We start from the raw sequence: 25,566 nt of genomic DNA, 5'->3' as shown, positions 1-25,566 counted from the left end.
TATTGTGAAATCTAAAGAGCAAAACCTGAAATGTGGTTGACGGCATGATGAACGAAAACTCTTTGACCGCTTTTCTTACATTGGCTGAAATCGGCAGTTTCCAAAATGCTGCCCGTGCGATGGGTGTGTCCAACGCATCATTGTCCCGCTATGTCGGGCAGGCCGAGGACTATACGGGGCTTGTTTTGTTTCATCGAAGCCGAAACAACAGCACTCTGACACGCGCAGGGCAGGAGTTCTTGCCAATCGCCCAGGCGCTGCGCGAAGACCTGAACCAGTATGCAACGCGCGTGGCCGCTTTGCGCGAAACCGGGCCGGGCACTTTGCTGATCGGTTGCGGGCCTCTGACCACGAGAACCCTGATCCTGCCCGCCCTGCGATCAGTGCGGCAAGTGATGCCTGATCTTCGCTTCCGAATTCTGGTAAGCGCCTACGCACGACCGCTTGATTTGTTGCAGGCGGGAAAGTTCGACATGTTCCTCGGTGACCTGACCTACACACCCGAAGCTGACAACGTCGAGATTATGGTGATGGAGAAACAACAAATCCAGTTTGTGGCACATCGCGACCATAAGATTCATCAGCGTGGCCCGCAAACGATGGCAGGCATATTCGATTTTCCCTTTGCATCTCCGCATCTCCACAAACACTGGAAAGCCGCTTTGACAAAAGCACTTGGTGGCGGTGCTGAAGCCGTCGAAAAGGTGAATGCACAGCCGCATATCGAATGCGACGACTACAACCTCCTGACCGGATTGTTGGCAGAACCGGACTACATCGTGGGAGGGATGGCGGACACATTTGCGGATCTGATCCATGCAAAGACGGTGAAACCCGTGTCTATGGCACAGAACCTTACGTGGAACATCTGCGCAGCGCGTAAGTCACAGAACACTTCGGATGCTGTAGAATTATTCTGGAGTGAGCTTGCTAAATATCGGGCATGACCGGCGGTGCAAGGCATAGAAAAACGCCCAACTGAAACGCATCTTAGCTAGTGCCTGGTCGTTTCCGTATGGCCAATTAACTTGGCGAAGTTCTGCTTTGGAATGCTGGCGGTGAAAGTCCAAAATGCTTGGTTCGCGACGCGCAGCACATGCAAAGAATAGAAGCCTGGTCGACGGCAGGTATAAGCTCTCAACGGACGTTTACATCACAGCCGAAATCACCCACCTTCATCGATCGCATTCATTGCACCCCAAAACTACCAGTTGAACCTCCTTGCACCCGCTCCTATCGTGCGGCAACAAACGTTTCATTCAGGACGACACCATGACCGAGCAAACCCCACATCCGATGTCCCCGCAGGATTGCCTTGTGGCGATCATGGTGGCGATTTCCGCCTCGGACGAGAACATCCGAACTGCCGAGCTGGTCAAGATCGAAGGCGCGGTCAACATGCTGCCGGTTTTTGCAGGCTACGACATCGACCGTACCCGCCGCGTTTCGCAGATCGTGTTTGATCTGTTTGAGCAGGTGGACGGGCTGGATGCCCTGTTCGGACTGATCCGTGACAACCTGCCTGAACGCCTGAACGAAACCGCCTACGCGCTTGCATGCGACGTCGCCGCCGCTGACGGCACATTGGCCGAGACCGAACTGCGCCTGCTGGAAGAAATCCGGTACGAACTCAGCATCGACCGCCTGCACGCTGCCGCTATCGAACGCGGGGCACGGGCGCGGCATACAACCTAGCTACCGTAGAGCGTACCCCACCGCTCAATCAGATTGCGCTGCAAAGTGCGAGACCGTCGGTTCCAGGCCCGCGCCCCGTCCGGGCGCTCGCGCGACGCACGCGGGATCGTGGCGCGGTGCGCGGTGTCGGCGGTGAAGATCGCAAAAGCCAGATCCACTCCATCTGCCGTTGTCATGTAACCGCCAAGACCCGAGACGAAGTTCAAAGTACCCGTTTTTGCGTCGACCTTGATCGGATGATCCTTGACCGGCTGCCCGTTTTTGTCGGCCAGCGTAAAGGACCGAAGCAACGGCCGCAGCTCCTCTGACTGCCCCGCCGCCACCAGCGTATTGACCAGACCGAAGGGGGCCATACGTGAGGAACCGCTAAGTCCGGAATGATCGACCATCGCGATCCCATCTGCGCCAAAACGCTCTGCCGCCCATAGGTTCATTTCTGCGGCCGAGTCCTCAAGGCTCTGCGGCGCAACCCCGCGCGCCTTGGTGGCCGCCAAACCCACCATTTCGGCGGTTATATTGGTCGAATATCTCAGCATCCCCTTCAGGATGCTTTCCAACGGATCGCTCTGATGCACCACCAGTTCGGTCCCTTGCGGTGCTTGCCGCGTCACCTGCACCCGGCCCAGCACGATCCCATTCACGCGTGCCAGCGTGCGGAACACATCTCCGGCATAAAGCGCAGGCTTGCGCACCGGCAACCAGCGTGCCCCGCCATTGCCTAGCGCGCCTTTGGCCACGGTCCAGCGATCCTGTCGCGCGCTTGGCTGATAGGTGTAAATCGGCAGGCTGCGGCTCTCGACTCGCATCGATGCCATATCTACCGAAGGCGTATAATTCGCGCTGCGCGCATCCATGGTTACACCATAGCCGGCGCCCTCGCGTTTCCACTCGAAATGCACACGGTTGAAATTCAGGGAAATCCCGCTGATCGACGGGCTATAGCCCAGATGATCCGGCTGCCCCGGATCAATGCTGAAGACGTAGGGCAGCGCACCATCATAGACCTTGAACGCGCCCTTCACCTCGGTGATCCCGGCCTTGCGCAGACTGGCTGCCATTGTGGCCAGCGCGTCTGTATCCAGCAGCGGATCACCGCCACCCGCAATGATCAGGTCGCCTTTCAGAATACCATTTTCCACCGGTCCATCCGCGATCAAGCGCGTTTCGAACCGATACTCCGGACCCAGCACATCCAGCGCATAAAGCGCGGTCAGCGCCTTGGCGACGCTGGCTGGTGGTAGGCTTTGGCCCTCGCCGAACACCTCCAGCGGCGTTCCGGTTTCCACGTCGGCCACGGCAAAAACAACCTCGCCCTTCAGCCCCGCCGCCTGAACCAGTCGCTCAGCCCCGCTGGGCTGCGGGCCACGCAGCACAGGGCGCAGAGACACCGAAGGCGCCTCGGCCAGGCCTGTGCCCGGAACCAGAGACGCCCCTAATCCACCCAGAAACAAACGACGCGAAATTCGATCGACCATGGGTCTATTAGAATCCCAGAGCTTAAATGCAGACAATCACTTGATTAAGATTATGCGCCAAGTGGAGTCATTCGGGCAACACCCCATCGCTCCAATTCCCGCGATTGCGCAACTCGGTCGAACTGACGTCAACCATCGGCACGTTCACAAAACACCACGCCGGAGCCTCCGCCCGCCCCAGCAAATGCCGCGCCTGCCCGTCGATACGGTACTTGGCATAAAGCCGAGCCGCCGGGGACATCCGAGCAGAAATCCGGTCCCCAGGCCGCGCCACAACGCCCACCGGCACGCTGTCCATGATCTGTCGCCAATCTTTCCAGCGGTGAAACTGCGCCAGATTGTCGGCCCCCATCAGCCAAACGAACCGAACCTTAGGATAAAGCCTCCGCAACGCCGCCAGCGTATCCGCCGTCGCCCGCGTCCCCGTCAGAGCCTCAATATCCGTGACCTCAACGCGCGGATGCTGCATCACATCCCGCGCCGCCGCCATCCGCCGCGCCAAAGGCGCAGGCCCCCGCTCCTTCAACGGATTGCCCGGCGACACCAGCCACCACACCCGATCCAGCCCAAACGCCTTCATCGCCTCACGCGTCACATGCACATGGCCTTGATGCGGAGGATCAAATGACCCTCCGAACAACCCCACGACCTGCCCGGGCCCCGCATATGGAATGGTACTGCGTTCCATCCTCTGCTGATGTTCAGAACTGAGAGGTGTTGTCAATCAATCGGCTGCACCACATCGCCAAGCCTGACTTGCCCCGGTTGCACTACTTCGGCACACCATCCCCCATGCCCCCGCACAGCAGAATAGCCGCCTTTGCCCAACGCCTCCTCCATCCGACTGCATGGAGCGCAGATCACGGTAAAGCGTAAAATGGCCTCTCCCACTTGCACCTCACGCCCCTTAAGCGCCGCCAGATTGATCCCAGAAACCACCAGATTGCGCCGCAGGATCTCAGGCATAACCGATCCCTGCCCCAGATAAGAGCCAATCGCCGCCAGATGTTCCTGCTGGATCAAAGTCACCGCCCGCTTGCCCGCCCGGCTGCGGTCGCCGTCGAGCCCATCGGCTGAGACCCAAACATCGTTGCGCCCATCCATTTCCGCTCTGCGGCCGGGACGTAAACCGATCCATGTCACCCGGCCCGGTTGCGCCCAACCGGCAATCAGTTCCGCAAGTTCTGCCAAAACCCCACCACTCCTTGTCGTGTTGGTTCTACCGGATCAAACGACCACAGAAAATTCACAAAACCACCAGCTTGCCCCGCCCGCTCGCCTCGGATATCCAGCGTTCCAACTTGATTTCCCCGACCCAGAGGACGCGACATGGCCGCCTATCAATATGTCTACCACATGCAGGGTGTCTCCAAGACCTATCCCGGTGGCAAGAAGTGCTTTGAAAACATCCACCTGAGCTTCCTGCCCGGCGTGAAAATCGGTGTCGTGGGCGTCAACGGCGCGGGTAAATCGACGCTGATGAAGATCATGGCGGGCCTCGACACCGATTTCACCGGTGAGGCTTGGGCGGCCGAAGGCGCCAAGGTCGGCTATCTGCCGCAGGAGCCGCAACTGGATGAATCGCTGACCGTCCGCGAGAACGTCATGCTGGGCGTGGCCGCGAAAAAGGCCAAGGTCGACCGGTTCAACGAGATTGCCATGGAGATCGCCGAGAACTACTCGGACGAGTTGATGGAGGAAATGACTACCCTGCAGGATGCGATCGACGCGGAAAACCTGTGGGACCTCGACAGTCAGATCGATGTCTCGATGGAAGCGCTGCGCTGCCCGCCAGACGATGCCAACATCGCCAACCTTTCGGGCGGTGAGAAACGCCGTGTGGCGCTTTGCAAGCTGCTGCTGGAAGCGCCCGACATGCTGCTGCTCGACGAACCGACCAACCACCTGGACGCCGAGACCATCGCGTGGCTGCAACAGCACCTGATCGACTACAAGGGCACCATCCTCATCGTCACCCACGACCGGTATTTCCTGGACGACATCACCGGCTGGATCCTCGAACTCGACCGCGGTCGCGGCATTCCGTACGAGGGGAACTATTCCGCATGGCTGGAACAAAAAGCCAAACGGCTGGAGCAGGAAGCCCGCGAAGACAAGTCCAAGCAGAAGACCCTGCAACGCGAGTTGGAGTGGATGCGTCAGGGCCAGAAGGCCCGTCAGGCCAAATCCAAGGCCCGGATCAACGCCTATAACGAACTGGCCGAACAGTCCGAACGCGAAAAGCTGACCCGCGCCCAGATCGTCATCCCCAACGGCCAGCGCCTTGGTGGCAAGGTGATCGAGGTCGAGGGCCTGTCAAAACACATGGGCGACAAGCAGCTGATCGAAGGGCTGGACTTTGCCCTGCCCCCCGGCGGCATCGTCGGCGTCATCGGCCCCAACGGTGCCGGTAAATCGACCCTGTTCAAGATGCTCACCGGTCAGGAACAACCCGACAGCGGCACCATCACGCTGGGCGACACGGTCGAGCTGTCCTATGTCGACCAGTCCCGCGATGACCTTGCCGACAACGATACCGTGTGGGAGGCGATCACCGGCGGTGCCGAGATCATCCAACTGGGCGACGCGCAGGTCAATTCCCGCGCCTATTGCTCGTCTTTCAACTTCAAGGGCGGCGACCAGCAGAAAAAGGTCTCGCTACTCTCAGGCGGTGAGCGCAACCGCGTCCACATGGCCCGCCTGCTGAAAGAGGGCGGCAACGTCCTGCTGCTCGACGAACCGACCAACGACCTTGACGTTGAAACCCTGCGCGCACTGGAAGACGCGCTGGTCGATTTCGCCGGCTGCGCCGTGGTGATCTCCCACGACCGCTTCTTCCTTGACCGGATTTGCACGCATATTCTGGCCTTCGAGGGCGACGCGCACGTGGAATGGTTCGAGGGCAACTTCGAGGATTACGAAGAGGACAAAAAGCGCCGTCTGGGACCGGACGCGCTGGAGCCCAAGCGGTTGAAGCATAAGAAGTTTGCGCGGTGATATGGGGGCGGCTAGTTTGCTGCCCCTTTTCATTTAATACTAGCTCGAGACCATGAATAGATTTAAAGAACTTCGTTTCTGGTTGAAACATGCACTTTGGTTCGTGCCCTGCGCCTACTTGCTGAATTTCATATATGCAATTCAGTCAGACCAATCAGGCGGCACATTTGGTGACACATTTGGTGCGGCCAACGCCCTTTTCTCCGGCACCGCGTTACTAATGCTAGTGCTTGCGGTGAGCTTGCAACGTGAAGAGCTTGAAGAAGTCAGAAAGGAACGAAATGACACTCGCAAACTACTAGAAGGACAAGAGGAGCTTAATGAGCTTCAAAAAGAAGCACTAGAAAGACAGAATTTCACACAGACATTCAATTCTTTGCTGAATTCCGCGCTTCAAGAAAAAAACCGTTTGGCTATTCGCCCGGTCGTAGATGGAAGACTAGGTCAGTCCGAGTATTCTAGCTCGAGTTTTTTCTGCGCAAGCCTTCTTGAAAAAGTTGCAGTAGGCGTCCGTACTGAACTGATACTTCAGGATTCCATAAACAAGCTGGCAAACAAGAATTATTTCTATGTTTGCATGTTAGTCCATCTCACGAATCTGGTAGATCGGAACAATGAAGCCGAAGACATGGCTAGCTTACTGCGCTCTTTGTTTGACGAAGAGTGCGCATATTGTTTGGCTTGGTATATAGTCAAGTCGACTATACTAAACGAAAAGAATGATCACCTTTTAGGTGTATTCTCGGCTTTCGAAATGATTGAGATGCTGGATGATGTAGCCCTAAATGGGTTTTTGAAGACGCGTCCGGATTACGCTGAACTTGCTTAGCAAGCGTAGGATGGGGTTTCACCCCATCACTCACTCAACGATAATACCCGAAAACTCGCACGATCTGTTCCCGCGCACCAAACCACTTGCAAACTCCAACCTCTCAAATGATGGGGTAAGACCCCAACCTACGGCTCTCCGAACGTGCCATCGGTGACCACACCGCTCCACTCCGGATCAACCCGACCTGCACGAATATCGCGATGGATTGACGAATACGGCCAATCGGTGGGGCGCTCGACCAACCCGTGCTTCACCGGATTCCGCCAACAATATGCCATATGATTGCAGTAATCCTGTTCGTCCCGAATAGTGTGCTCCCAAAACCGGCGTTGCCAAACAGGCGCTTCGCGTCTGTCGGCCCGTAGGCCGGGCTTCAGCCCGGCATATCTGCCGGATGTCACAACGGGCAGGTGTTCGGGGGCGGGTGCCGGGCTGAAGCCCGGCCTACGCATTGCTTCTCTGACCCGCATGGTAAACCGCGCCTTAATCGCACCCCACCGTGTCGAATAATCCGCATCCCCCGGCGGCAAGGTCCACACCGCGTGCAAATGATCCGGCAACACCACAAGCGCATCGCACCAGAACGGCCGCTCCCTCTGGGTCACTGCAAAGGCGGCCCGCAAATGCGCCACCTCTCGCACCAGCAAATCCGACGACCGGTCGGCCAAAGACACGGTGAAAAAATACTTGGCCCCGGGAATGCGGACGCGTCGATAATCGCTCATGCTGTAACTTGATCATGACGAGGGTTAACGGATTCTGAATGCCACTCCGACGCGCCAGATAAATAACCGGACCTTATCAAAGCTCTGCTAACTAATAACCAGAACCATCGGCGGATTTTTGTACAAGACGGACGATTCCGCCTCAAACCCTTGTACAATCCATACAATCCGCCCTTGCCACACCGTCTGACCGATGCCATATCCAAGAGGCTTACGTTTTTCTATTTCGACCTGCAGTCTCCTTCTACGGCGCTCAGTCTATCGATACAGACAACGACGCCGGGCTGCCGCATCCACGTGGGCAGCACTAAACAGGAGACAACGGATATGCCCGCAGGCACCGTAAAATGGTTCAACACCACCAAAGGCTATGGCTTTATCGCACCCGAAGATGGCGGCAAAGACATCTTCGTACACATCTCGGCAGTCGAGCGTTCGGGCCTCACCGGTCTGGCCGACAACCAGAAGGTCACGTACGAGCTGCGCGCTGGTCGTGACGGCCGCGAAAGCGCCGACAATATCGAACTGGCCTAAGCCATTCAAAGGGCGGGATTTTTCCCGCCCTCTCCGCTATGCCCGCGCCCCGTGTGTGGCATAGGGAATACATCACAATCGGGTTATTCCTCCCCGGTGATTGACCAAATCCGCTATCATTTCAAAACTAGCGTTATGATTTCTTTGGTCATTTGAGGGATGTCACCATGTTCACACGCCGCGTATTTCTGGCCGGTACTGCCGTCAGCCTGCTTCCGGGCGTTGTCAGCGCCAAGAAAGCGGTCGAGTATGATCCCACGCCACAATTCGTGCGGGTCAAAAAGCAATTCCTACCCGGTCAGCTGCTGGTCGTTCCCCGTTCCTTCTACCTTTATTACATAACCGAACCCCGCAAAGCGATCCGTTATGGCTGCGGCGTCGGCAAAGCCGGACTGGAGTTTACAGGAACCGCAACTATCGACGTAAAGAAGGAATGGCCCACCTGGCGACCGACCGATGAGATGATCGAACGCGACCCGGTGGCCTATGGTCGGTTCAAGGACAACGACTATGTCCAACCCGGAGGGAGCGATAATCCACTGGGCGCGCGCGCTTTGTATCTGTTCCAAAACGGAGTCGACACCTATTTCCGCATCCATGGCACCACACAACCGCAAACCATCGGTCGCGCGGCCTCGAACGGCTGCATACGGATGCTGAATGAGCATGTAATCGATCTGTACAACCGGGTGCCGATTGGAACCGTGGTGACCGTGGTCTAAGCCGCCGACCAATCCACATCGTCGGCTTGTTCAATCCTCAGGCGACCTTCTGGCCATGGGCGCATCAGCTTCTGCGCCTCTTCTTCGGATCCATGTAACCAGCTATCCACATCCTGCGACCCCAGCAACACACCCATACGGTGGTGGATCGGCTTTACATCGGCATTTGGCTCGCAGGTGACTGCGGCGACCTGATCCACACGCTGCCCACCAGGGGCCTCCCAACAATCCGTAATTGCAGCAAATAATAGCGATATGCCATCCTTCGCTGCGATACGCCATGCAGTTTTGCGCCGTTTCTCTCCGGTCCACTCGTACCAGCCATCAACTGGTATAACTGCGCGCCCAACACCTTCGAATGCGCTTTTGTCAAAAACCGTTTCAGAGCGAGCGTTGATAATGGTCTCCATCACCGGACGTCCGCGCGCATTGACCCTGCCGACCGGGATCATCCCCCAACGCATCATCTTCAAGCCTTCACCGGTCAATACCGTCACCTCCTGACCCGGTTGAATGTTCCTGCGCGGGGGTTGAGGCCCTACGTTATCTTTCACGTTCAGGAACTTAGCAATCTCGCCAATTGGTCGTGTGAGAAAAAACCGGCCTGGCATAGGACCCTCCTAATCGGCAGCGCGCTCCGCTAAAGCCAGTACAAAAGGTCCCAGCGCGTCAACGATCAGCGCAACGCCTTGGGCATTTGGATGGATACCATCAGATTGCATGAACTGGCGCGCGGCTGCAGGATCGTTCTCGGTCGTGAGCCCGTCAAAGAAGCTTTCCGCATAGATCGCGCCATACTGCTGCGCCAGTTCCGGATACATGGCATCGAAACTTTGCTTGTAGTCCGTCCCATAGTTCCCGGGGGCTTGCATGCCGATCAGCAGAACTTTGACATTCGCAGCGTCAGCGGTGTTCAGGATTGCCTCAAGATTGGCGCGCGACACATCCGGATCGATACCGCGTAACAGATCATTGCCGCCGAGGGCTACAATCATGCCATCGACCTCTGGCGTCAGAGTCCAATCAACGCGGGAGGCTCCTCCTGCGGTCGTATCCCCGGAAACACCGGCGTTGATAAGCTGAATATCCGCCCCTTCCTCCTGCAACCAGCGTTGCAGTTGCGGCACAAACCCGTCTTGTTGCGGAAGTCCATATCCTTGTGTCAGGGAATCTCCGAGCGCCGCAATCACCACCGGCTCAGCCGTCGCGGCAAATCCGCAACAGATGAACACGCCTGACATCAAACCCTTGCGCAGCTTCTGTATCGCGCCATATCCCAATGGACTGTACCCCTCTTGATGGCCTGATCGATGACGACACCCGTTCTCACCCTCCAAGATGCCGCATTATCGCTGGATGGCAATGCCGGAAGAGTGGATATCCTGCACGACATCACTTTGACTGTGAGCAAGGGTGAAACTCTGGGGCTGATCGGTCCCTCTGGTTCCGGAAAGTCTTCGCTACTGATGCTAATGGGCGGCTTAGAACAGGCAACTGGTGGACGCGTTACCGCATTGGGCCAAGATTTGACGAAAATGAGCGAGGATGCGCTGGCACGGTTCAGAAGAGATGCCATGGGCGTAGTGTTTCAGAATTTCCACTTGATTCCGACGATGACCGCGCTTGAGAACGTGGCGACCCCGTTAGAACTCGCGGGACACAAAGATGCATTCCAGCGCGCCGCGGCCGAGTTGGAGGCCGTGGGCCTTTCACATCGTATCGATCACTACCCGGCGCAGTTGTCAGGCGGCGAGCAACAGCGTGTGGCGCTGGCCCGCGCTTCGGCCCCGCGCCCGCATATATTACTGGCAGATGAACCAACGGGAAATCTGGATGAAACCAACGGTTCAGCAATCATTGATCTGTTATTCGGACTGCGGGACCGTCACGAGGCAACTCTGGTACTGGTCACGCACAGCCATACGCTGGCTCAGAAATGCGACCGCGTTGTGCGCTTGCGCGATGGGCGTATCGCCGAGGAATCCCAGCGTGAGGCCGCCGAATGAGCCTGCGTCTGGCCGGTCGCCTGGCCCGGCGCGAACTGCGCGGTGGGTTGCGCGGGTTTCGGGTGTTTCTGGCCTGCCTGGCTTTGGGTGTTGCAGCAATTGCTGCGGTTGGCATGGTGCGCCAAGCCATTCAGACCGGATTGCAACAAGAGGGCGCGTCGCTCTTAGGCGGCGATGCCCAGCTGGAGTTCACCTATCGCTTTGCAAACGATGAGGAACGTGACTGGATGGCGGACACCGCGCAAGCAGTGTCGGAGGTCGTCGATTTCAGGTCCATGGCCGTCACGGGTGATGGCGCAGGCGCGCAACGGGCGTTAACTCAGGTGAAGGCCGTGGACGGGGCCTATCCGCTGTTGGGATCGGTGGCTCTGGAACCCGCAGTTTCTTTGCCCGAGGCCTTGGCGGGCGCCAATGGTCTGCCCGGCGCCGTGATGGCTCCGTCCCTGATTGACCGCCTGAACCTTGCGATTGGGGACCAATTTGATCTCGGCACGCAGAGGTTCGTTTTGATGGCCTCGCTGGAACACGAACCGGATGGTGCGGCAGATGGGTTCTCGCTGGGACCGCGCACGTTGGTTCGAACCGAGGATTTGCAATCATCGGGCCTGCTGGCTCCGGGTACTTTGTTTTCCACCAAATACAGGATGAACTTGCCGCAAACCGCCGAGTTGGAGGCGCTGTCGCAGCAGGCCAGGCAGGCCTTCGAGGGAACCGGCATGCGCTGGACTGATGCCCGCAATGGTGCGCCGGGGATATCCGAGTTTGTAGGGCGCCTCAGCGCGTTTCTGGTGCTGGTTGGTCTATCCGGATTGGCGGTTGGGGGGATCGGCGTATCGGCTGCCGTGCGCGCCTATCTGTCCCAGAAAACGGAAACCATTGCGACATTGCGGACTTTGGGCGCTGATCGGGCCACAATCTTTCAGACATACATGATCCAGATCGCCGTTCTTTCAGGCGTTGGTATCGTCATGGGTTTGACCCTGGGCGCGGCGCTTCCAATGTTGCTGGCACCGGTTATCGAAACCCAACTGCCGATCCCTGCTGTATTCTCGCTATATCCGCAGCCCCTGTTCGAGGCCGCACTTTATGGTGTGCTAACCGCGTTCCTGTTTACGCTTTGGCCTCTGGCCAGAACCGAGGAGGTGCGTGCGGCAACATTGTTCCGGGATGCGCTGACTTCGGCAAGCAGCTTCCCGCGCTTGATCTATGTAATTGCGACTGCAATTGGCCTGGCCGTACTGATCGGAGCCGCCGCTTGGTTCAGCGGTTCAACCCGGTTGACCCTCTGGACAAGCGCAGGTCTGGCGGGGGCGCTCACTTTGCTGACCCTTTCTGCCATTGCCATTCGCAAATTGGCCCGCGCGGGCGCTCCTTGGGCCAGAGGGCGTCCAGCCCTGCGGTGGGCGTTGTCCGCAATCTCTGACCCACGCGAAGGCGCAGCATCGGTGGTCCTGTCCCTTGGGCTCGGCCTTTCGATCCTTGCGGCGGTGGGGCAGATCGACGGCACGCTACGCAATGCGATTTCGGGCAACTTGCCTGAGGTCGCACCCTCGTATTTCTTCGTCGATATCCAGAAGGATCAGATGCCCGGGTTCAGCGAACGTCTCGACACTGACCCTGCCGTCAGTCGGGTAGAAAGCGCTCCTATGATGCGTGGGATCATTACCAAAATCAATGGGCGACCCGCGCACGAGATTGCAGGCGATCACTGGGTTCTGGACGGCGACCGGGGCGTAACCTACTCTGCCCGCCCCCCACGGAATGCCCGCGTGACTGACGGGGTTTGGTGGCCAGAGGACTACAGCGGCCCACCGCAAGTCAGCTTTGCCGCAGAAGAGGCCGACGAGATGGGCCTGAAACTGGGCGATGAGCTGACCGTTAATATCCTGGGCCGCGATATCACAGCTGAACTCACATCGCTGCGTGAGGTTGATTTCTCTACTGCAGGAATGGGTTTTGTCATGTCGATGAACCCCTCTGCATTGGCTGGTGCCCCGCATAGCTTCATCGCTACCGTTTATGCCGAAGAACAGGCCGAGGCCGCCATTCTGCGTGATTTGGCCGGTCAATTCCCCAACATCACGGCAGTCCGGGTCAGAGACGCCATCGACCGGGTATCAGGCCTGTTGGCAGGGCTTGCAGCAGCCACGTCATATGGCGCAGGGGTTTCTCTGTTGACCGGGTTTTTAGTGTTGGTCGGTGCGGCGGCAGCGGGCGAACCGGCGCGTAGGTACGAGGCAGCGATCCTCAAGACTCTGGGTGCCAACCGTGGGCGCATATTGCGCAGCTTTGCCCTGCGGGCAATCCTTTTGGGAGCAGCCGCAGGTTGCGTTGCTTTGCTGACCGGAATTCTGGGCGGTTGGGCCGTGGCTACTTATATATTCGACACAGAGTTCGCGGTCATCTGGCCATCCGCGCTTGGGATCGTCATCGCCGGTGTTGGCGTTACCTTAGGCGCGGGGATGGTCTTTGCCCTGCGCCCGCTTTCAGTACGCCCTGCGCGTATACTGCGCGCCAGCGACTGAGTTCAGCGCATACAAGCGACAGGCTGCAATATTTTCAGCAATTGGTCATTGTCGCAAACCAACGCATCGAGCGTGATTTCGTCCAGCGACGCATAAAACACCTCAGCCGCATCTTGCAGCGCCAACCGGAGGCGGCAGGCATCGGTCAGTGGGCAGGTGTTGTCAGCATCCGCAAAACACTCGGCAATCGGCAACCCGCCTTCGACATGGCGAAACACGGACCCGACCCGGATCTGATCCGCCGGGCGTGCCAGCGTCATGCCGCCATTGCGGCCGCGTTGTGTGCTGAGATAGTCTAGCTGGCTCAGTTGGTTGATCACCTGTGCCAGATGGTTTTCTGAAATATTACAGACATCGGCGATCTCGGCCTTCGTGACCAGCCGTTCCTGATGTGCGGCGCAATACATCAAAACACGCACCGCGATATTCGTCCGTTTGGTAATCCGCATTAGGGCCTCCCGAATCTCAAGGTGAAGCTTTATTGCATGTCTCGTAAAAAGACTGTTTGACATACATCAATCGTCAAAGAAGGACGCGACCCGCATGGCAGACCCTTATTTCTTCGGCTATGGCAGCCTCGTGAACCTGTCGACGCATGATTTCCCCGACCCGCGCCCAGCGCGACTGAAAGGTTGGCGACGCGCATGGCGGCACACGGATCTGCGCCCGGTGGCGTTTTTGACCGCTGTGCCGGATGCTGATTCCGAGATCGATGGTATGATCGCCCATGTTCCTAAAAACGACTGGGCCGCGTTGGATGAAAGAGAATGGGCCTATGACCGCGTTCCAGCCACACGGTCGGTCACGCACACTCTGACGCAAGAGGTGGAAATCGCTGTCTACGCAGTCCCGCATGATCGACACACCGCGCCCAGCAATCACCATCCCCTATTGCTCAGCTATATTGATGTTGTCGTGCAAGGGTATCTGCGGGCTTTTGGACCAGAGGGCGCCGATCGCTTCTTTGCAACAACCGATGGTTGGGATGCTCCGATTTTGAACGACCGCGCCGAGCCCCGTTATCCCCGTCACCAACAATTGAAGCAGGCCGAGACCGAATTCGTGGATGACCGCCTGCAACGCGTTTCGGCGCAAGTTTTGCGACCCGGAGAACAAAGAAAGGCAGGTGATTTACCTGCCTCCTTCGTATTCTAAGCACTGACCCTGAAGTCAGCCGCGAGCGCGGATCACCTGCAACAGCGGCAGCAAGGTCGCCATTTCGGGCCCGCGCTCCATCCCCGTCAGCGCTTTGCGCAGCGGCATGAACAGGCCTTTGCCCTTGCGGCCTGTGGCCTCTTTCACGGCCTTGGTCCATGTGCCCCAAGTTTCCCCATCGAATGGGCCTTCGGGCAGCAACGAGACAGCCTGAGCAATGAACTCACGGTCCTCGTCAGCGATCAGGGGTTCGGCCCCATCACGGCACAATTCCCACCATCCCTCCAGATCGCTCAGCGTCGTGATGTTTTCGCGCGCCATGGTCCAGAAAGGCTCGGCCAGTTCAGCAGGTACACCTGCTTTAGCAACGGCATCGGCCACATCGGTCAGCGGCAGCGATTGTAGATGCTTCGCAGTCAGCGGGAACAGGTCCTGCACGTCGAACTTGGTTGGGGCCGCACCGAAGCGTGTAACATCAAAGCCGTCGATCAACTCTGACATATCCGAGCGCAACTCAACCGGATCTGACGACCCCAGACGCGCCATCAGGCTCAGTAAGGCCATTGGCTGCACGCCCTGCTCTCGCAGATCGCGCAAGGCCAGAGTGCCCAAGCGTTTCGACAACGCCTCTCCCTGCGGGCCAGTCAGCAACGAGTGGTGCGCAAAACGCGGACAGGTCCCGCCCAAGGCCTCGATGATCTGAATCTGCGTTGCGGTGTTGGTGACATGGTCCGAGCCGCGCACGACATCGGTTACGCCCATTTCGGTGTCATCGACCACAGAGGCAATCGTGTAGAGAACCTGACCATCTCCTCGGATCAGCACCGGATCAGAGACCGAGGCCGCATCAATCGAGATATCGCCCAGAATGCCATCGTTCCATTCGATCCGCTCGTGGTTCAGCTTGAACCGCCAGACGCCGTTGCCGCGTTCGGCACGCAGGGCTTCTTTCTCGGCATCCGACAGATTCAACGCCGCACGATCATAGACCGGCGGCTTGCCCATGTTCAGCTGTTTCTTGCGCTTCAGGTCCAGCTCGGTCGGCGTTTCGAACGCCTCATAAAACCGGCCCATCTCGCGCAGCTTGTCGGCGGCCTCGGCGTAGCGGTCCAGACGCTCCGACTGTCGCTCAACCCGGTCCCAATGCAGGCCCAACCACTCCAGATCCTGCTTGATCGCGTCGACATATTCTTCCTTAGACCGCTCGGGATCGGTGTCATCAATGCGCAGAATGAACGTACCGCCAGCCTTGCGGGCGATCAGATAGTTCATCAGGGCGGTGCGCAGGTTGCCCACATGGATGTAACCGGTGGGCGACGGGGCAAAACGGGTCGTGGTCATGGAAGTCTCCTGTTGGCGCGGCTCATCTCACATGGGCGCGATTTTGTCCAGCAGGGGCTTTCAGGTCGGTTCAACCGGCCAAATGCCATCTAAGCGTTCGAGCCCGGCTTTGATGAGTTCACGAAGCACGTCGAAATCGATATCCGGTAGCTTATTCATATAGAGGCAGGATTTACCCAGCTTGTGCTTGCCCAGTCTTGATAAGATATCTCCGAATTCAGCATACCCGGGCATGATATAGATGGAATGCGCCGCCTTGCGCGGAGAGAACCCAGTTGCGAGAAAGTCGCCCTCGCGCCCTGACGCATAGCGATAATGATATCGACCATAGCCAATGATCGACGGGCCCCACATTACTGGCGTATAACCTGTGGTTTCACGAAACAGCCTATCCAGCACGTGCGCCTCATCCGCCTTGCGGGTCGGCTGAATGCTCGCCAGAAAATGAGCAACGTTTTGCCCGGTGGGTACAGTTTTATTCGCAGATCGCGGCATGAACAAAAATTAACACGTAATGTTCAACCATGCAGCCCATATAACAGTGCCATAGTATGGCCACAGGCCCAGACTGACCTAATTCAGTCAAACATGCTCTGACAGGGAGAACGACCATGACCATCAGATTGACTCGCCGGGCGGCGCTTGGAACGGTTGCGGCTCTGCCGCTTGCGGCAGCTACTTCGCCTGTTCTGGCCGCAGGTACCGAGACCAAAGCCAACTCTACAATAGCAAAATCGTTTCAACTGGGCGATTTCACCGTCACCACCTTGTTGGATGGCAGCCTGCCTCGTGATGGTGCGCAAGACATTTTCGGCGGCGGCGCCTCGGATGAAGATTTCGCCCGTGTATCGGCTGACAACTTCATCTCGTCAGATGTTGCGCAGTTCTTCTTCACACCAACGCTGGTTAATACTGGGTCCGAGATGATCTTGTTTGATACTGGGCTTGGCCAAGGTGGAATTCAGGCCGCGTTGGCCGATGCCGGCGTAACGCCTGATCAGATCGATGTGGTGGTCATTACCCACATGCATCCCGATCATATCGGTGGTATGACAACCAATGATGCCGCGACTTTTGCCAATGCGCGTTATGTAACAGCAGCACCCGAATACGACTTTTGGTCAGCGCAAGACGCGGGCAACCGAGTGGGTGATATGGTTGCAGCCAAAGTCACCCCGATGGCAGAGAAGATGACCTTTATCGGGGATGGTGGTGAAGTCGCATCCGGCGTCACCGGTATGGCAGCGTTTGGTCATACTCCGGGCCATATGGTCTATCACCTAGAAAGTAACGGTCAGCGTCTGGTCCTGACGGCGGATCTTGCAAATCACTATGTCTGGTCATTTGCACATCCTGAATGGGAAGTGCGATTCGACATGGACAAAGCCGCTGCAACGGAATCGCGCCGGAATGTGCTGGGCATGTTGGCTGCGGACAAAGTGCCTATGATCGGCTATCACATGCCTTTCCCGGCCGCTGGGTATGTCGAATCCCGTGGCGACGGGTTCCGGTTCGTGCCGGTCAGCTATCAAATGATGGGTTAGAGGCTAAAAACCAGCATCCGGCCGCACTTTTGACCCATCCGTGAAACGGGACAGGCGAAAGGCGGTCGGATCAACGCAAGGCGTGCTTTCCGTAACAAGGTCCGCCACTAATCGACCGGCGGCAGGACCGATGCCAAAACCGTGGCCAGAGAAACCGGTCGCAATATGCAGGCCCTGCACCGCGTCCACTTTCGAGATGACCGGGATCGCATCCGGGGTCACATCGATCAGGCCGGCCCAGCTTTGCACGATCTCCGCACTATCAAGCGCAGGCAACGCCTTGCGGGCGTTGGCCCACGCTCTTCGCAACACTTTCTGGGAAGGTTCCGGGTCGAGTACTCGGCAATGTTCAAACGGTGTCACATCGGTCGGCAGCCAGCTTCGGTCTTCATTCGCCTCGACCATCCAGCGTCTCGAAAGGCGAAACCTTAAGGACCGCCACTCTTGCCGGAATGCGGGCAGAAACTGCAACCCGAGTCGGAAACTGTCAGGAACGATATCCACTGTATTCTCGTGACCCGAAGCTATGGTGTATCCCCCGTCCGAGCGCTTTCGAATGGCAAAATCATCACTCCAAAGCGACACCTCTGGCCCTGCTGCAACCGGAGAGGTCCGCATGACCGTATTGAGCACTTTGAGCTGTGGCAGAGCGATTCCCGCGTTCCCCGCAAACAGCCGAGACCAGGCTCCGCCTGCAAGTACGACTTGACTACACCTTACGCGGCCGCGTTCGGTGAAAACACCTGCGATCCGGCCCGCAGCAACATCGACACTTCGCACCGCGCATTGCGTCATGATCGCGGCACCACGGTCGCGCGCCGCCTCGGCGATTGCGGGGGCCGCCCATTGCGGCTCGGCGCGCCCGTCCTGCGGCAGGTAAAGCGCTGAGCGCAGTTTCATACTGTTATCCGACAGCAACCCGTCCAGTTCAGGGCCGGATACCATGCGAGCACCTGTTTGCAGCCCTTCAACATGGTCCAGCCATCGCGTCAGGTTTTCATCGTCTCGTGCGCCAGATGCGCCAAACACGATTCCTGATTGAACATAGCCTGTGGCGCGTCCCAATCGCGCATCCAGCCCTTGCCAGATTAGAAGCGCCTCTTGCATCAGGGGGATCTCGCGCGGATCACGTGTCCCAAGGCGCACCCAGCCCCAATTGCGCGAGCTTTGTTCGCCCGCAATCCGGCCCTTCTCGCACAACAGAACGGAAACACCTCGCTCAGCAAGCTCGAAGGCAGCCGAAGCCCCGATGATTCCACCACCTATGACGACAACATCTACGTGTTTGGGAAGTGTGAGATCAGATTCGACGGGTGTCGGTGTGGGGCCTGGCATTAACCGCTCGGTGCTCGTTCATCGGAGCGACATCCAGCCTGAAGGCGATTTCACTGGCAATGTAGAAAACGATTGGTCCCGGGCAATTGCCGGAACCTGTGGCCAATTGGCCAATGCGCGGCGAATTACACCGCGCAGATGCGTTCAGATTACGCCGCCCCGGAAAGTTGCGCCCATTTCTGGCGCAGTACCGTGCTGAGCTTGGGATCGGACTTTGATGCAAGCGATTCCTGTGGCTGCAACACCGGAAATTCCGATCGCAACGGAACCGGGCCTGCCACCGCGTCGGGCGTCGGCTCTTCCTGGCTCATAATGTCTGCAATCGCAGCATCCAGCGCCTGTTCATCCAACTTGCGCGGCGCTGATTCCATAGGCTTCAACTGCAACGGAGAATGAAGCGGCTTATCGTATCCATTCGTCATTTGACCACCAATACCTTTACTGACATCCCAAACACGGATGCCTTTTCCCAGTTCCACAATCCCGGTCATCGGCTCTGAAAATGGCAGGACAACCTACCGGATTGCGTCACATCCGCCCCATATGAGGCAGACCCCTGTCGTAAATGTGGCAAAAAAAGGACGCGCGTACAAGCGAAACATAGTCTTTTCACCGCACAACTGGCTGAAATGGATAAACAAACTGCCGCAGAAATCCGCATTACCATGCACTTTCGAAACAATGGTAAATTCTTCAACCAGAGCGGTGCTTACGTTCTATCCCGCCAGCGATTTACAATCGGATAGCGACGATCCAGCCAGAAGGCCCGTGGCGTCAACCGTGTGCCAGGCGCGGACTGGAAGCGCTTGTATTCACTAATGTAAATCAGATGTTCGACCCGCCGGGCCTCGGCCTCGTCAAATCCGGCTGCAACGCAGTCGGCGATTGAGCCATCCTGATCCACCAAAATATCAAGAATCGCATCGAGAACGGGGTAGTCCGGCAGGCTGTCGCTGTCTTTCTGGTCTTCACGCAATTCAGCACTTGGCGGCTTGTCGATCACCGAAGGGCGTATGACCTCACCCTCGAGACCCATCATCCAATCGCGATGATTGGCGTTGCGCCAGCGGCAGGTCTCGAACACGCGGGTTTTGTACAGATCCTTGATCGGGTTATAGCCACCGTTCATGTCACCATAGATAGTGGCGTAGCCGACTGCGACCTCGGACTTGTTGCCGGTGGTCAGCAGCATCTCGCCAAACTTGTTCGAGATCGCCATTAGCAGAAGACCGCGCAGGCGAGACTGGACATTTTCTTCGGTCAGGTCCTCATTCAGCCCCGCAAAAAGAGGAGCCAAAGTGTTGGTTACCGCTGCGCGTCCCTCAGAGATCGGCACAAAGTCGTAGTGCACGCCCAGCGCCTTGGCGACGGCTTCGGCATCATCCAAAGAACTTTGGCTTGTATATTCCGAAGGCAGCATTACGCAGCGTACATTTTCCGCACCGATCGCATCCACGGCTATTGCGGCCACCAGCGCCGAGTCGACGCCACCCGACAACCCCAGCACAGCTTTGCCAAACCCCGTCTTACCCATGTAATCGCGCAGAGATTGCACCATCGCGCGATAATCCTGCTCCCATTCGTCGGGTTGCGGCACGACTTCACCAGCCACAATACGCCATCCGTCATCTTGGCGCGACAGATCGATATGGCTGACGGCCTCATCGAAGACGGGCATGCGGAACGCAAGCTCTCCACCCGGGTTCAATCCAAACGTAGCACCGTCGAAAACCTGATCATCCTGCCCGCCGACCATGTTCAGGTAGATTACCGGCAGACCCGTTTCGACCGTGCGAGCCACCATGTGGTTCAACCGGATATCGTATTTGTTTCGAAAATAGGGCGAGCCGTTGGGGATCAGCAGAAACTCGGCCCCGGTTTCTTCCAGTGTCTCGGCGACATCCTCGTGCCAGCCATCCTCGCAAATCGGGCTACCAATACGGACATTTCCAACCGCATAAGGGCCGCCCATAGGACCCGCATCATAAAGGCGTACTTCATCAAAGACGGTCTCATTGGGCAAATGATGTTTAAGAACTTTGCTGACAATCCGCCCACCTTTGAGGATCAGGTAGGCGTTATAAAGCTTCCCATCTTCAACCCAAGGACCGCCGATGGCCAACGCCGGGCCGTCGGCACAGTCTTCAGCCAACGCCTGCACCGCATTCATCGCGGCCCGATGAAACGCGGGCTTCATCACCAGATCCTGGGTATTGTAGCCGGTTATGAACATCTCGGGCAGCGCCACAAGATCAGCCTGCGCCGCGCGCCCTTGCTGCCAGGCTGCAGCAGCCTTGGCGGCATTACCGTCGATATCCCCAACCGTTGGGTTCAATTGCGCCAGAGTGATGCGGAAACGATCGGCCATTTTTGCCCTCTTGCCCTCATGTCTTTCAGGGATTTAGCAGATCACACCGCGAGTGAAAGGCAAATGCGCCAAAAGCCGTTGCTCTGCCCTCGGCGGTATCTTAGTTTTGCGCCAACACAAACACCGCAGGCAGGTACAAAAATGAAAGCGATCCGCACATCCCTTACCGCTGCAACGCTTACAATGCTGGCGTCTTTTGCTATCGCCCAACAGGACGGTCAGATTGTCATCGCTGATGATGATGTCGGAGGTGTCTACGAGGGCACGTTCGAAAACGGGCTGCGCCATGGTACCGGCACTTACCGCCTGCCGAACGGTTTTGAATATTCCGGTCAATGGGTCGAGGGCGAGATTCAAGGACAAGGCACCGCGCGCTACGCCAATGGCTCTGTCTATGAAGGGACATTCACCAAGGGCCAACCAGAAGGGCGCGGCAAAATCGTCTATTCTGATGGCCAGTCCTATGAGGGCGAGTGGGCCAACGGCACGATAAACGGTACCGGTATCGCGACATATTCCAACGGCTCGCGATACGAGGGCGGCTTCAAGGACGCCAGATATCACGGTCACGGCGTGCTGACCGGCCCGGATGGCTCGGTTTATGAGGGCGACTGGGTAAACGGCCAGAAAACCGGCAGCGCCAAGATCACCTACGCCGATGGAAGTACCTATGAGGGCGACTTGAATGGCGGGCAACGGCATGGTCAGGGCAGTCAGGTCTGGGTCGACGGCATGACTTATGCTGGGTCCTGGGCCAACGACCAGATGGCCGGAACAGGCCGTTTGGTTCAACCAAACGGAGATGTCTACGAAGGCGAAATGGTCGAAAATCGCCGACAGGGCAAAGGCAAGTCCATCTATGCCAACGGTGCGACCTATGAAGGCGACTATTCTGACGACCAGCGCCATGGTCAGGGCACCTACAAGGGCAGCGACGGGTTTGCGTACACAGGTGCCTGGCAAAAGGGCCAGATTGAGGGCCTGGGTGAGATGCTCTATCCCGATGGTTCGGTCTATATCGGCGACTTTCTGGATGACCTGCCTCATGGCAAGGGGCAAACGACATACCCCGACGGATCAGTTTACGACGGCAACTGGATCGCCGGGATTTTTGAGGGCACCGGCACGGCAACCTATCCCAACGGAACGGCTTATACGGGCCAGTTCAAAAACGCGCGCTTCGACGGCAAAGGTATTCTGACCTTTGCAAATGGCTATCGCTATGATGGCGATTGGGAAGACGGCGTCCGGCAGGGTAAGGGCAAGGCTACGTTTCCGGACGGGATCATTTACGAAGGCGATTTTCTGAATGGCAAGCGTCACGGCAAGGGAACACTGACCCGACCGGGCGGGTACAGCTACACAGGCGACTGGGCCGACGGCAAGATCACTGGCTTTGGAACCGCCACCTATGAGACCGGGGATGTCTATGAGGGCAATTTCCTGGAAAACAAACGCCATGGTGACGGCACGATGCGTTTCGCGGGCGGCGAGGTTGAGACCGGCGTCTGGGAAAATGACACGCTGGCGACCGAAACAGAGACTGCCCCCGAAACCCCCGCTGCGGGTGCTGAAACCACTGAGCCAGACTCTAGCCCCGACGCGCCCGCCCCTGACGCGACAGACCCGGATATAAACGACGGCTAAATCAGCCCTACCAAGGCACGCGCTTACCAGCCCAATCGTAAAAACTGCCCGAGTCAGCTGGGGTGAGTCCATTGATTACGGACAGCAGATTGGCTGCGGCCTCATTGGGTTCAACAGCCGGGTGGCGGGCAAGGTACTTTTCGGTAAAGGCCGTTTTGACTGTTCCGGGGTGCAAAGCGACACATATGGCCTGTTTGTGCGTGCGCGCCAATTCGATGGCAGCCGTATGTACTATCTGATTCACAGCCGCCTTGGCCGCACGATAACTGACCCACCCACCCAGCCGGTTGTCCCCGATTGAACCAACCCGGGCCGACAGCACGGCGATCACCGATCTGCGGTCGCGTGGCAGCAGGCGGTGCACGTGCTTCAACACCAAGGCCGGGCCAACTGCGTTCAGTGCAAACTGGTCCATCATCGCCTTCGCGGACAAGGTGCGCATAGATTTTTCCGGACCCATACCGTTAATCTCAAGCGCCCCTGAGGCTACCAGGATCAGATCAAACGGATCAGAAAGGGACGCCAGCATACGCTCTGCGCCATCCGGGTCGGTCAGGTCAAACCCATCCGTTGATCTGGCCAGTCGGGTGACTTTGACACCATCCGTTGTCAGGTGGTCATTCAAAGCGCGCCCGATACCGCCAGAAGCTCCGATGATTAATGCTGTTTTCATGCTCGAGAAGTTAGCCGGAAGCTTCATCGCTTCAACTCCACCGTCATTTTTGTTCCCCCGTAAATTTCCCGCTTTTCATTCGCCGCGCGCCCTGTATAAGCTGATCCCCATGATCAACCGCGCAGATATCGCTTTTGCAAACGCCGCACCCAGCGGCGCGTTGCTGCGTGGTCTACTGATCCTAATCCGCCTCTGAGCGTGCCATCCGGCGCGCCCGCTCAGAGGAGGACGCCCGCGCGCCAAGAGGCTTTAGGACAGAAGAAGAAAGAGAACCCCATGACAAACGTGACCGACCAAGACCGCGTCGTGATCTTCGACACCACCTTGCGCGACGGCGAGCAGAGCCCCGGCGCGACCATGACCCACAACGAAAAGCTCGAAATTGCCGAGCTTCTGGATGAGATGGGCGTCGACATCATCGAAGCCGGATTCCCCATTGCATCGGAAGGCGACTTCAAAGCGGTGTCCGAGATTGCCGAGCGGTCGAAGAACAGCCGCATCTGTGGTCTGGCCCGCGCCAATTTCGCCGATATCGACCGATGTTGGGAGGCCGTGAAAAACGCCGAGAAGAACCGTATTCACACCTTCATAGGCACCTCTCCGCTGCACCGGGCGATACCAAATCTGACGCAAGACGAGATGGCCGACAAGATCCACGAAACGGTCAGCCACGCGCGCAACCTTTGCGAAAACGTGCAGTGGTCGCCGATGGATGCGACCCGGACCGAATGGGATTATTTGTGCCGTGTGATCGAGATTGCAATCAAGGCTGGCGCCACCACGATCAATATCCCCGATACTGTCGGTTATACTGCCCCGGTCGAGTCTGCAGATCTGATCAAGCGCCTGATCGAGACGGTTCCCGGCGCGGATGAGGTAATCTTTGCCACCCACTGCCACAACGACCTTGGCATGGCGACAGCGAACTCTCTGGCAGCGGTCGCAGGTGGTGCGCGTCAGATCGAATGCACCATAAACGGGTTGGGTGAACGCGCAGGCAACACCGCGCTGGAAGAAGTTGTGATGGCGTTGCGCACACGCAACGACATCATGCCGTGGCATACTGGCATCGACACCACCAAGATCATGCATATTTCACGCCGGGTCGCGACCGTGGCCGGATTTCCGGTGCAGTTCAACAAGGCCATCGTTGGAAAGAACGCATTTGCCCATGAAAGCGGCATCCATCAGGATGGCATGCTGAAGAACCGCGAAAACTTCGAGATCATGCGCCCTGAAGACATTGGGCTCTCTGGCACCTCTTTGCCGCTGGGCAAGCATTCGGGCCGCGCTGCGCTGCGCGATAAGCTCGAAACGCTGGGGTATGAGGTTGGTGACAACCAGCTCAAAGACATTTTTGTGCGCTTCAAGGATCTGGCCGACCGCAAGAAAGAAGTCTTTGACGATGACCTCATCGCGTTAATGAGCGTCGACGACGAAGCGGACGATCACCTGCAACTGGTGTCGATGAAAGTGACCTGCGGTACCGGAGGTCAGGCCGAAGCGACGGTCGAGCTGGAAGTAGAGGGTGCAGACAGGATCGCCACGGAAAACGGTGACGGCCCAGTCGACGCAACCTTCCGGGCGATCCGGGCGATCTATCCCAACACTGCGCGGCTGCAACTGTATCAGGTGCACGCGGTAACCGAAGGTACGGACGCGCAAGCCACGGTTTCGGTCCGTCTGGAAGAGGATGGTATGATCGCCACCGGTCAGTCTGCAAATACAGATACGGTGGTTGCGTCGGCCAAAGCCTATATCCACGCGCTGAACCGCCTGATCATGCGTCGTGAAAAGGCTGGTCCGGGAGCAGATACACGCGAGATCAGCTACAAAGACCTGACCTGATTGAAGGGTAAGGCGAATGGCTCCCGCACCCGCGGCGGCCCGGCTTCGCCGACCCTTCTTGGGTTTTGGGCCCGGCAGCGCGCCTCTGGCGCGCTGCCGGGCCCAACGCGTTTGACGGCATCTTTGATGCAGGCAAACGGAGCG

Annotated in this window: 25 protein-coding genes; 12 read left to right on the top strand and 13 right to left on the bottom strand. The window is 57.8% G+C overall.

Annotation, left to right across the window (positions count from 1 at the left end; translation table 11 throughout):
- Window positions 1–47: 47 nt before the first annotated feature.
- Together ACR0BT_RS14310 and ACR0BT_RS14305 are read left to right on the top strand one after the other, a co-directional pair.
- Window positions 48–947 (top strand): LysR family transcriptional regulator, encoded by a 900-nt coding sequence (locus ACR0BT_RS14310; RefSeq protein WP_480737016.1) that lies wholly within the window; start codon window positions 48–50, stop codon window positions 945–947.
- A 325-nt stretch (window positions 948–1,272) separates the two neighbouring features.
- A complete protein-coding gene (locus ACR0BT_RS14305) occupies window positions 1,273–1,695 on the top strand; it encodes a tellurite resistance TerB family protein (protein ID WP_170395941.1) in 423 nt (140 codons plus the stop codon).
- Here ACR0BT_RS14305 and dacB read toward each other — a convergent pair.
- The 3 genes from dacB to ACR0BT_RS14290 form a co-directional block, all read right to left on the bottom strand.
- Window positions 1,692–3,170, bottom strand: coding sequence for a D-alanyl-D-alanine carboxypeptidase/D-alanyl-D-alanine endopeptidase (gene dacB, locus ACR0BT_RS14300; protein WP_480763437.1), 1,479 nt, complete (start codon window positions 3,168–3,170; stop codon window positions 1,692–1,694). The two genes, ACR0BT_RS14305 and dacB, sit on opposite strands and share 4 nt — an antisense overlap.
- A gap of 67 nt (window positions 3,171–3,237) precedes the next feature.
- On the bottom strand, window positions 3,238–3,858 hold the full coding sequence (locus ACR0BT_RS14295) for a nicotinate-nucleotide adenylyltransferase (RefSeq protein WP_480763436.1): 621 nt from the start codon (window positions 3,856–3,858) through the stop codon (window positions 3,238–3,240).
- 32 nt (window positions 3,859–3,890) lie between these two features.
- Entirely contained in the window at window positions 3,891–4,361 is a 471-nt protein-coding gene (locus tag ACR0BT_RS14290; RefSeq protein WP_480763435.1) for an MOSC domain-containing protein, read from the bottom strand.
- A 138-nt stretch (window positions 4,362–4,499) separates the two neighbouring features.
- Between ACR0BT_RS14290 and ettA the strand changes: the two genes are divergently transcribed.
- Together ettA and ACR0BT_RS14280 are read left to right on the top strand one after the other, a co-directional pair.
- On the top strand, window positions 4,500–6,167 hold the full coding sequence (ettA, locus tag ACR0BT_RS14285; RefSeq protein ID WP_170462733.1) for an energy-dependent translational throttle protein EttA: 1,668 nt from the start codon (window positions 4,500–4,502) through the stop codon (window positions 6,165–6,167).
- A 52-nt stretch (window positions 6,168–6,219) separates the two neighbouring features.
- The gene (locus tag ACR0BT_RS14280; protein WP_223117573.1) at window positions 6,220–6,996 is read left to right on the top strand and encodes a hypothetical protein; all 777 of its coding nucleotides are present in this window, start codon (window positions 6,220–6,222) and stop codon (window positions 6,994–6,996) included.
- A 128-nt stretch (window positions 6,997–7,124) separates the two neighbouring features.
- Here the strand turns inward: ACR0BT_RS14280 and ACR0BT_RS14275 are convergent, their stop codons facing one another.
- The gene (locus ACR0BT_RS14275) at window positions 7,125–7,724 is read right to left on the bottom strand and encodes an REP-associated tyrosine transposase (RefSeq protein ID WP_480763434.1); all 600 of its coding nucleotides are present in this window, start codon (window positions 7,722–7,724) and stop codon (window positions 7,125–7,127) included.
- 327 nt (window positions 7,725–8,051) lie between these two features.
- Between ACR0BT_RS14275 and ACR0BT_RS14270 the strand changes: the two genes are divergently transcribed.
- Both ACR0BT_RS14270 and ACR0BT_RS14265 read left to right on the top strand, forming a co-directional pair.
- Window positions 8,052–8,258, top strand: a complete 207-nt coding sequence (locus ACR0BT_RS14270) for a cold-shock protein (RefSeq protein WP_010442474.1) — start codon at window positions 8,052–8,054, stop codon at window positions 8,256–8,258.
- A gap of 167 nt (window positions 8,259–8,425) precedes the next feature.
- Window positions 8,426–8,980 (top strand): L,D-transpeptidase, encoded by a 555-nt coding sequence (locus ACR0BT_RS14265; protein ID WP_170395928.1) that lies wholly within the window; start codon window positions 8,426–8,428, stop codon window positions 8,978–8,980.
- On the opposite strand, the gene ACR0BT_RS14260 is transcribed toward ACR0BT_RS14265, so the two are convergent.
- Together ACR0BT_RS14260 and ACR0BT_RS14255 are read right to left on the bottom strand one after the other, a co-directional pair.
- Entirely contained in the window at window positions 8,977–9,591 is a 615-nt protein-coding gene (locus ACR0BT_RS14260; protein ID WP_480763432.1) for an SOS response-associated peptidase, read from the bottom strand. The two genes, ACR0BT_RS14265 and ACR0BT_RS14260, sit on opposite strands and share 4 nt — an antisense overlap.
- 9 nt (window positions 9,592–9,600) lie before the next feature.
- Window positions 9,601–10,221, bottom strand: a complete 621-nt coding sequence (locus ACR0BT_RS14255; protein ID WP_480763431.1) for an arylesterase — start codon at window positions 10,219–10,221, stop codon at window positions 9,601–9,603.
- A gap of 69 nt (window positions 10,222–10,290) precedes the next feature.
- Between ACR0BT_RS14255 and ACR0BT_RS14250 the strand changes: the two genes are divergently transcribed.
- Together ACR0BT_RS14250 and ACR0BT_RS14245 are read left to right on the top strand one after the other, a co-directional pair.
- Complete coding sequence (locus tag ACR0BT_RS14250; protein ID WP_480763430.1) at window positions 10,291–10,986, top strand: ABC transporter ATP-binding protein; 696 nt, start codon at window positions 10,291–10,293, stop codon at window positions 10,984–10,986.
- Window positions 10,983–13,511 carry an ABC transporter permease gene (locus tag ACR0BT_RS14245; RefSeq protein WP_480763429.1) on the top strand — a complete coding sequence of 843 codons (2,529 nt, stop codon included), beginning with the start codon at window positions 10,983–10,985 and terminating at the stop codon, window positions 13,509–13,511. The genes ACR0BT_RS14250 and ACR0BT_RS14245 overlap by 4 nt, the downstream gene beginning before the upstream one ends.
- 2 nt (window positions 13,512–13,513) lie before the next feature.
- Here ACR0BT_RS14245 and ACR0BT_RS14240 read toward each other — a convergent pair whose 3' ends face one another.
- Window positions 13,514–13,960, bottom strand: a complete 447-nt coding sequence (locus ACR0BT_RS14240; RefSeq protein WP_170395922.1) for an RrF2 family transcriptional regulator — start codon at window positions 13,958–13,960, stop codon at window positions 13,514–13,516.
- Window positions 13,961–14,054: 94 nt separating this feature from the next.
- On the opposite strand from ACR0BT_RS14240, the gene ACR0BT_RS14235 reads away from it, so the two are divergent.
- Window positions 14,055–14,666, top strand: a complete 612-nt coding sequence (locus tag ACR0BT_RS14235) for a gamma-glutamylcyclotransferase family protein (protein ID WP_170514025.1) — start codon at window positions 14,055–14,057, stop codon at window positions 14,664–14,666.
- Between the two features lie 15 nt (window positions 14,667–14,681).
- Here ACR0BT_RS14235 and gltX read toward each other — a convergent pair whose 3' ends face one another.
- Window positions 14,682–16,007: a glutamate--tRNA ligase gene (gltX, locus tag ACR0BT_RS14230; RefSeq protein WP_480763428.1), complete on the bottom strand. Its 1,326-nt coding sequence runs from the start codon at window positions 16,005–16,007 to the stop codon at window positions 14,682–14,684.
- A gap of 60 nt (window positions 16,008–16,067) precedes the next feature.
- Complete coding sequence (locus ACR0BT_RS14225; protein WP_480763427.1) at window positions 16,068–16,502, bottom strand: DUF1801 domain-containing protein; 435 nt, start codon at window positions 16,500–16,502, stop codon at window positions 16,068–16,070.
- Between the two features lie 116 nt (window positions 16,503–16,618).
- Here ACR0BT_RS14225 and ACR0BT_RS14220 point away from each other — a divergent pair, with 116 nt between their 5' ends.
- On the top strand, window positions 16,619–17,551 hold the full coding sequence (locus ACR0BT_RS14220; RefSeq protein ID WP_480763426.1) for an MBL fold metallo-hydrolase: 933 nt from the start codon (window positions 16,619–16,621) through the stop codon (window positions 17,549–17,551).
- Window positions 17,552–17,554: 3 nt separating this feature from the next.
- On the opposite strand, the gene ACR0BT_RS14215 is transcribed toward ACR0BT_RS14220, so the two are convergent.
- The 3 genes from ACR0BT_RS14215 to ACR0BT_RS14205 form a co-directional block, all read right to left on the bottom strand.
- Entirely contained in the window at window positions 17,555–18,886 is a 1,332-nt protein-coding gene (locus ACR0BT_RS14215) for an NAD(P)/FAD-dependent oxidoreductase (RefSeq protein ID WP_480763425.1), read from the bottom strand.
- 149 nt (window positions 18,887–19,035) lie between these two features.
- Window positions 19,036–19,377: a hypothetical protein gene (locus ACR0BT_RS14210; RefSeq protein WP_170408289.1), complete on the bottom strand. Its 342-nt coding sequence runs from the start codon at window positions 19,375–19,377 to the stop codon at window positions 19,036–19,038.
- A 218-nt stretch (window positions 19,378–19,595) separates the two neighbouring features.
- Complete coding sequence (locus ACR0BT_RS14205; RefSeq protein WP_480763423.1) at window positions 19,596–21,254, bottom strand: NAD+ synthase; 1,659 nt, start codon at window positions 21,252–21,254, stop codon at window positions 19,596–19,598.
- Window positions 21,255–21,395: 141 nt separating this feature from the next.
- On the opposite strand from ACR0BT_RS14205, the gene ACR0BT_RS14200 reads away from it, so the two are divergent.
- Complete coding sequence (locus ACR0BT_RS14200; RefSeq protein WP_480736989.1) at window positions 21,396–22,901, top strand: MORN repeat-containing protein; 1,506 nt, start codon at window positions 21,396–21,398, stop codon at window positions 22,899–22,901.
- Window positions 22,902–22,908: 7 nt separating this feature from the next.
- On the opposite strand, the gene ACR0BT_RS14195 is transcribed toward ACR0BT_RS14200, so the two are convergent.
- A complete protein-coding gene (locus ACR0BT_RS14195) occupies window positions 22,909–23,574 on the bottom strand; it encodes an SDR family NAD(P)-dependent oxidoreductase (protein WP_170395904.1) in 666 nt (221 codons plus the stop codon).
- Window positions 23,575–23,850: 276 nt separating this feature from the next.
- Between ACR0BT_RS14195 and ACR0BT_RS14190 the strand changes: the two genes are divergently transcribed.
- Window positions 23,851–25,422, top strand: coding sequence for a 2-isopropylmalate synthase (locus tag ACR0BT_RS14190; protein ID WP_170597303.1), 1,572 nt, complete (start codon window positions 23,851–23,853; stop codon window positions 25,420–25,422).
- Window positions 25,423–25,566: the final 144 nt, after the last annotated feature.

The sequence above is a fragment of the Ruegeria sp. CJ6 genome, from assembly GCF_056536665.1.
This window is presented reverse-complemented; position numbering and strand designations above follow the sequence as displayed.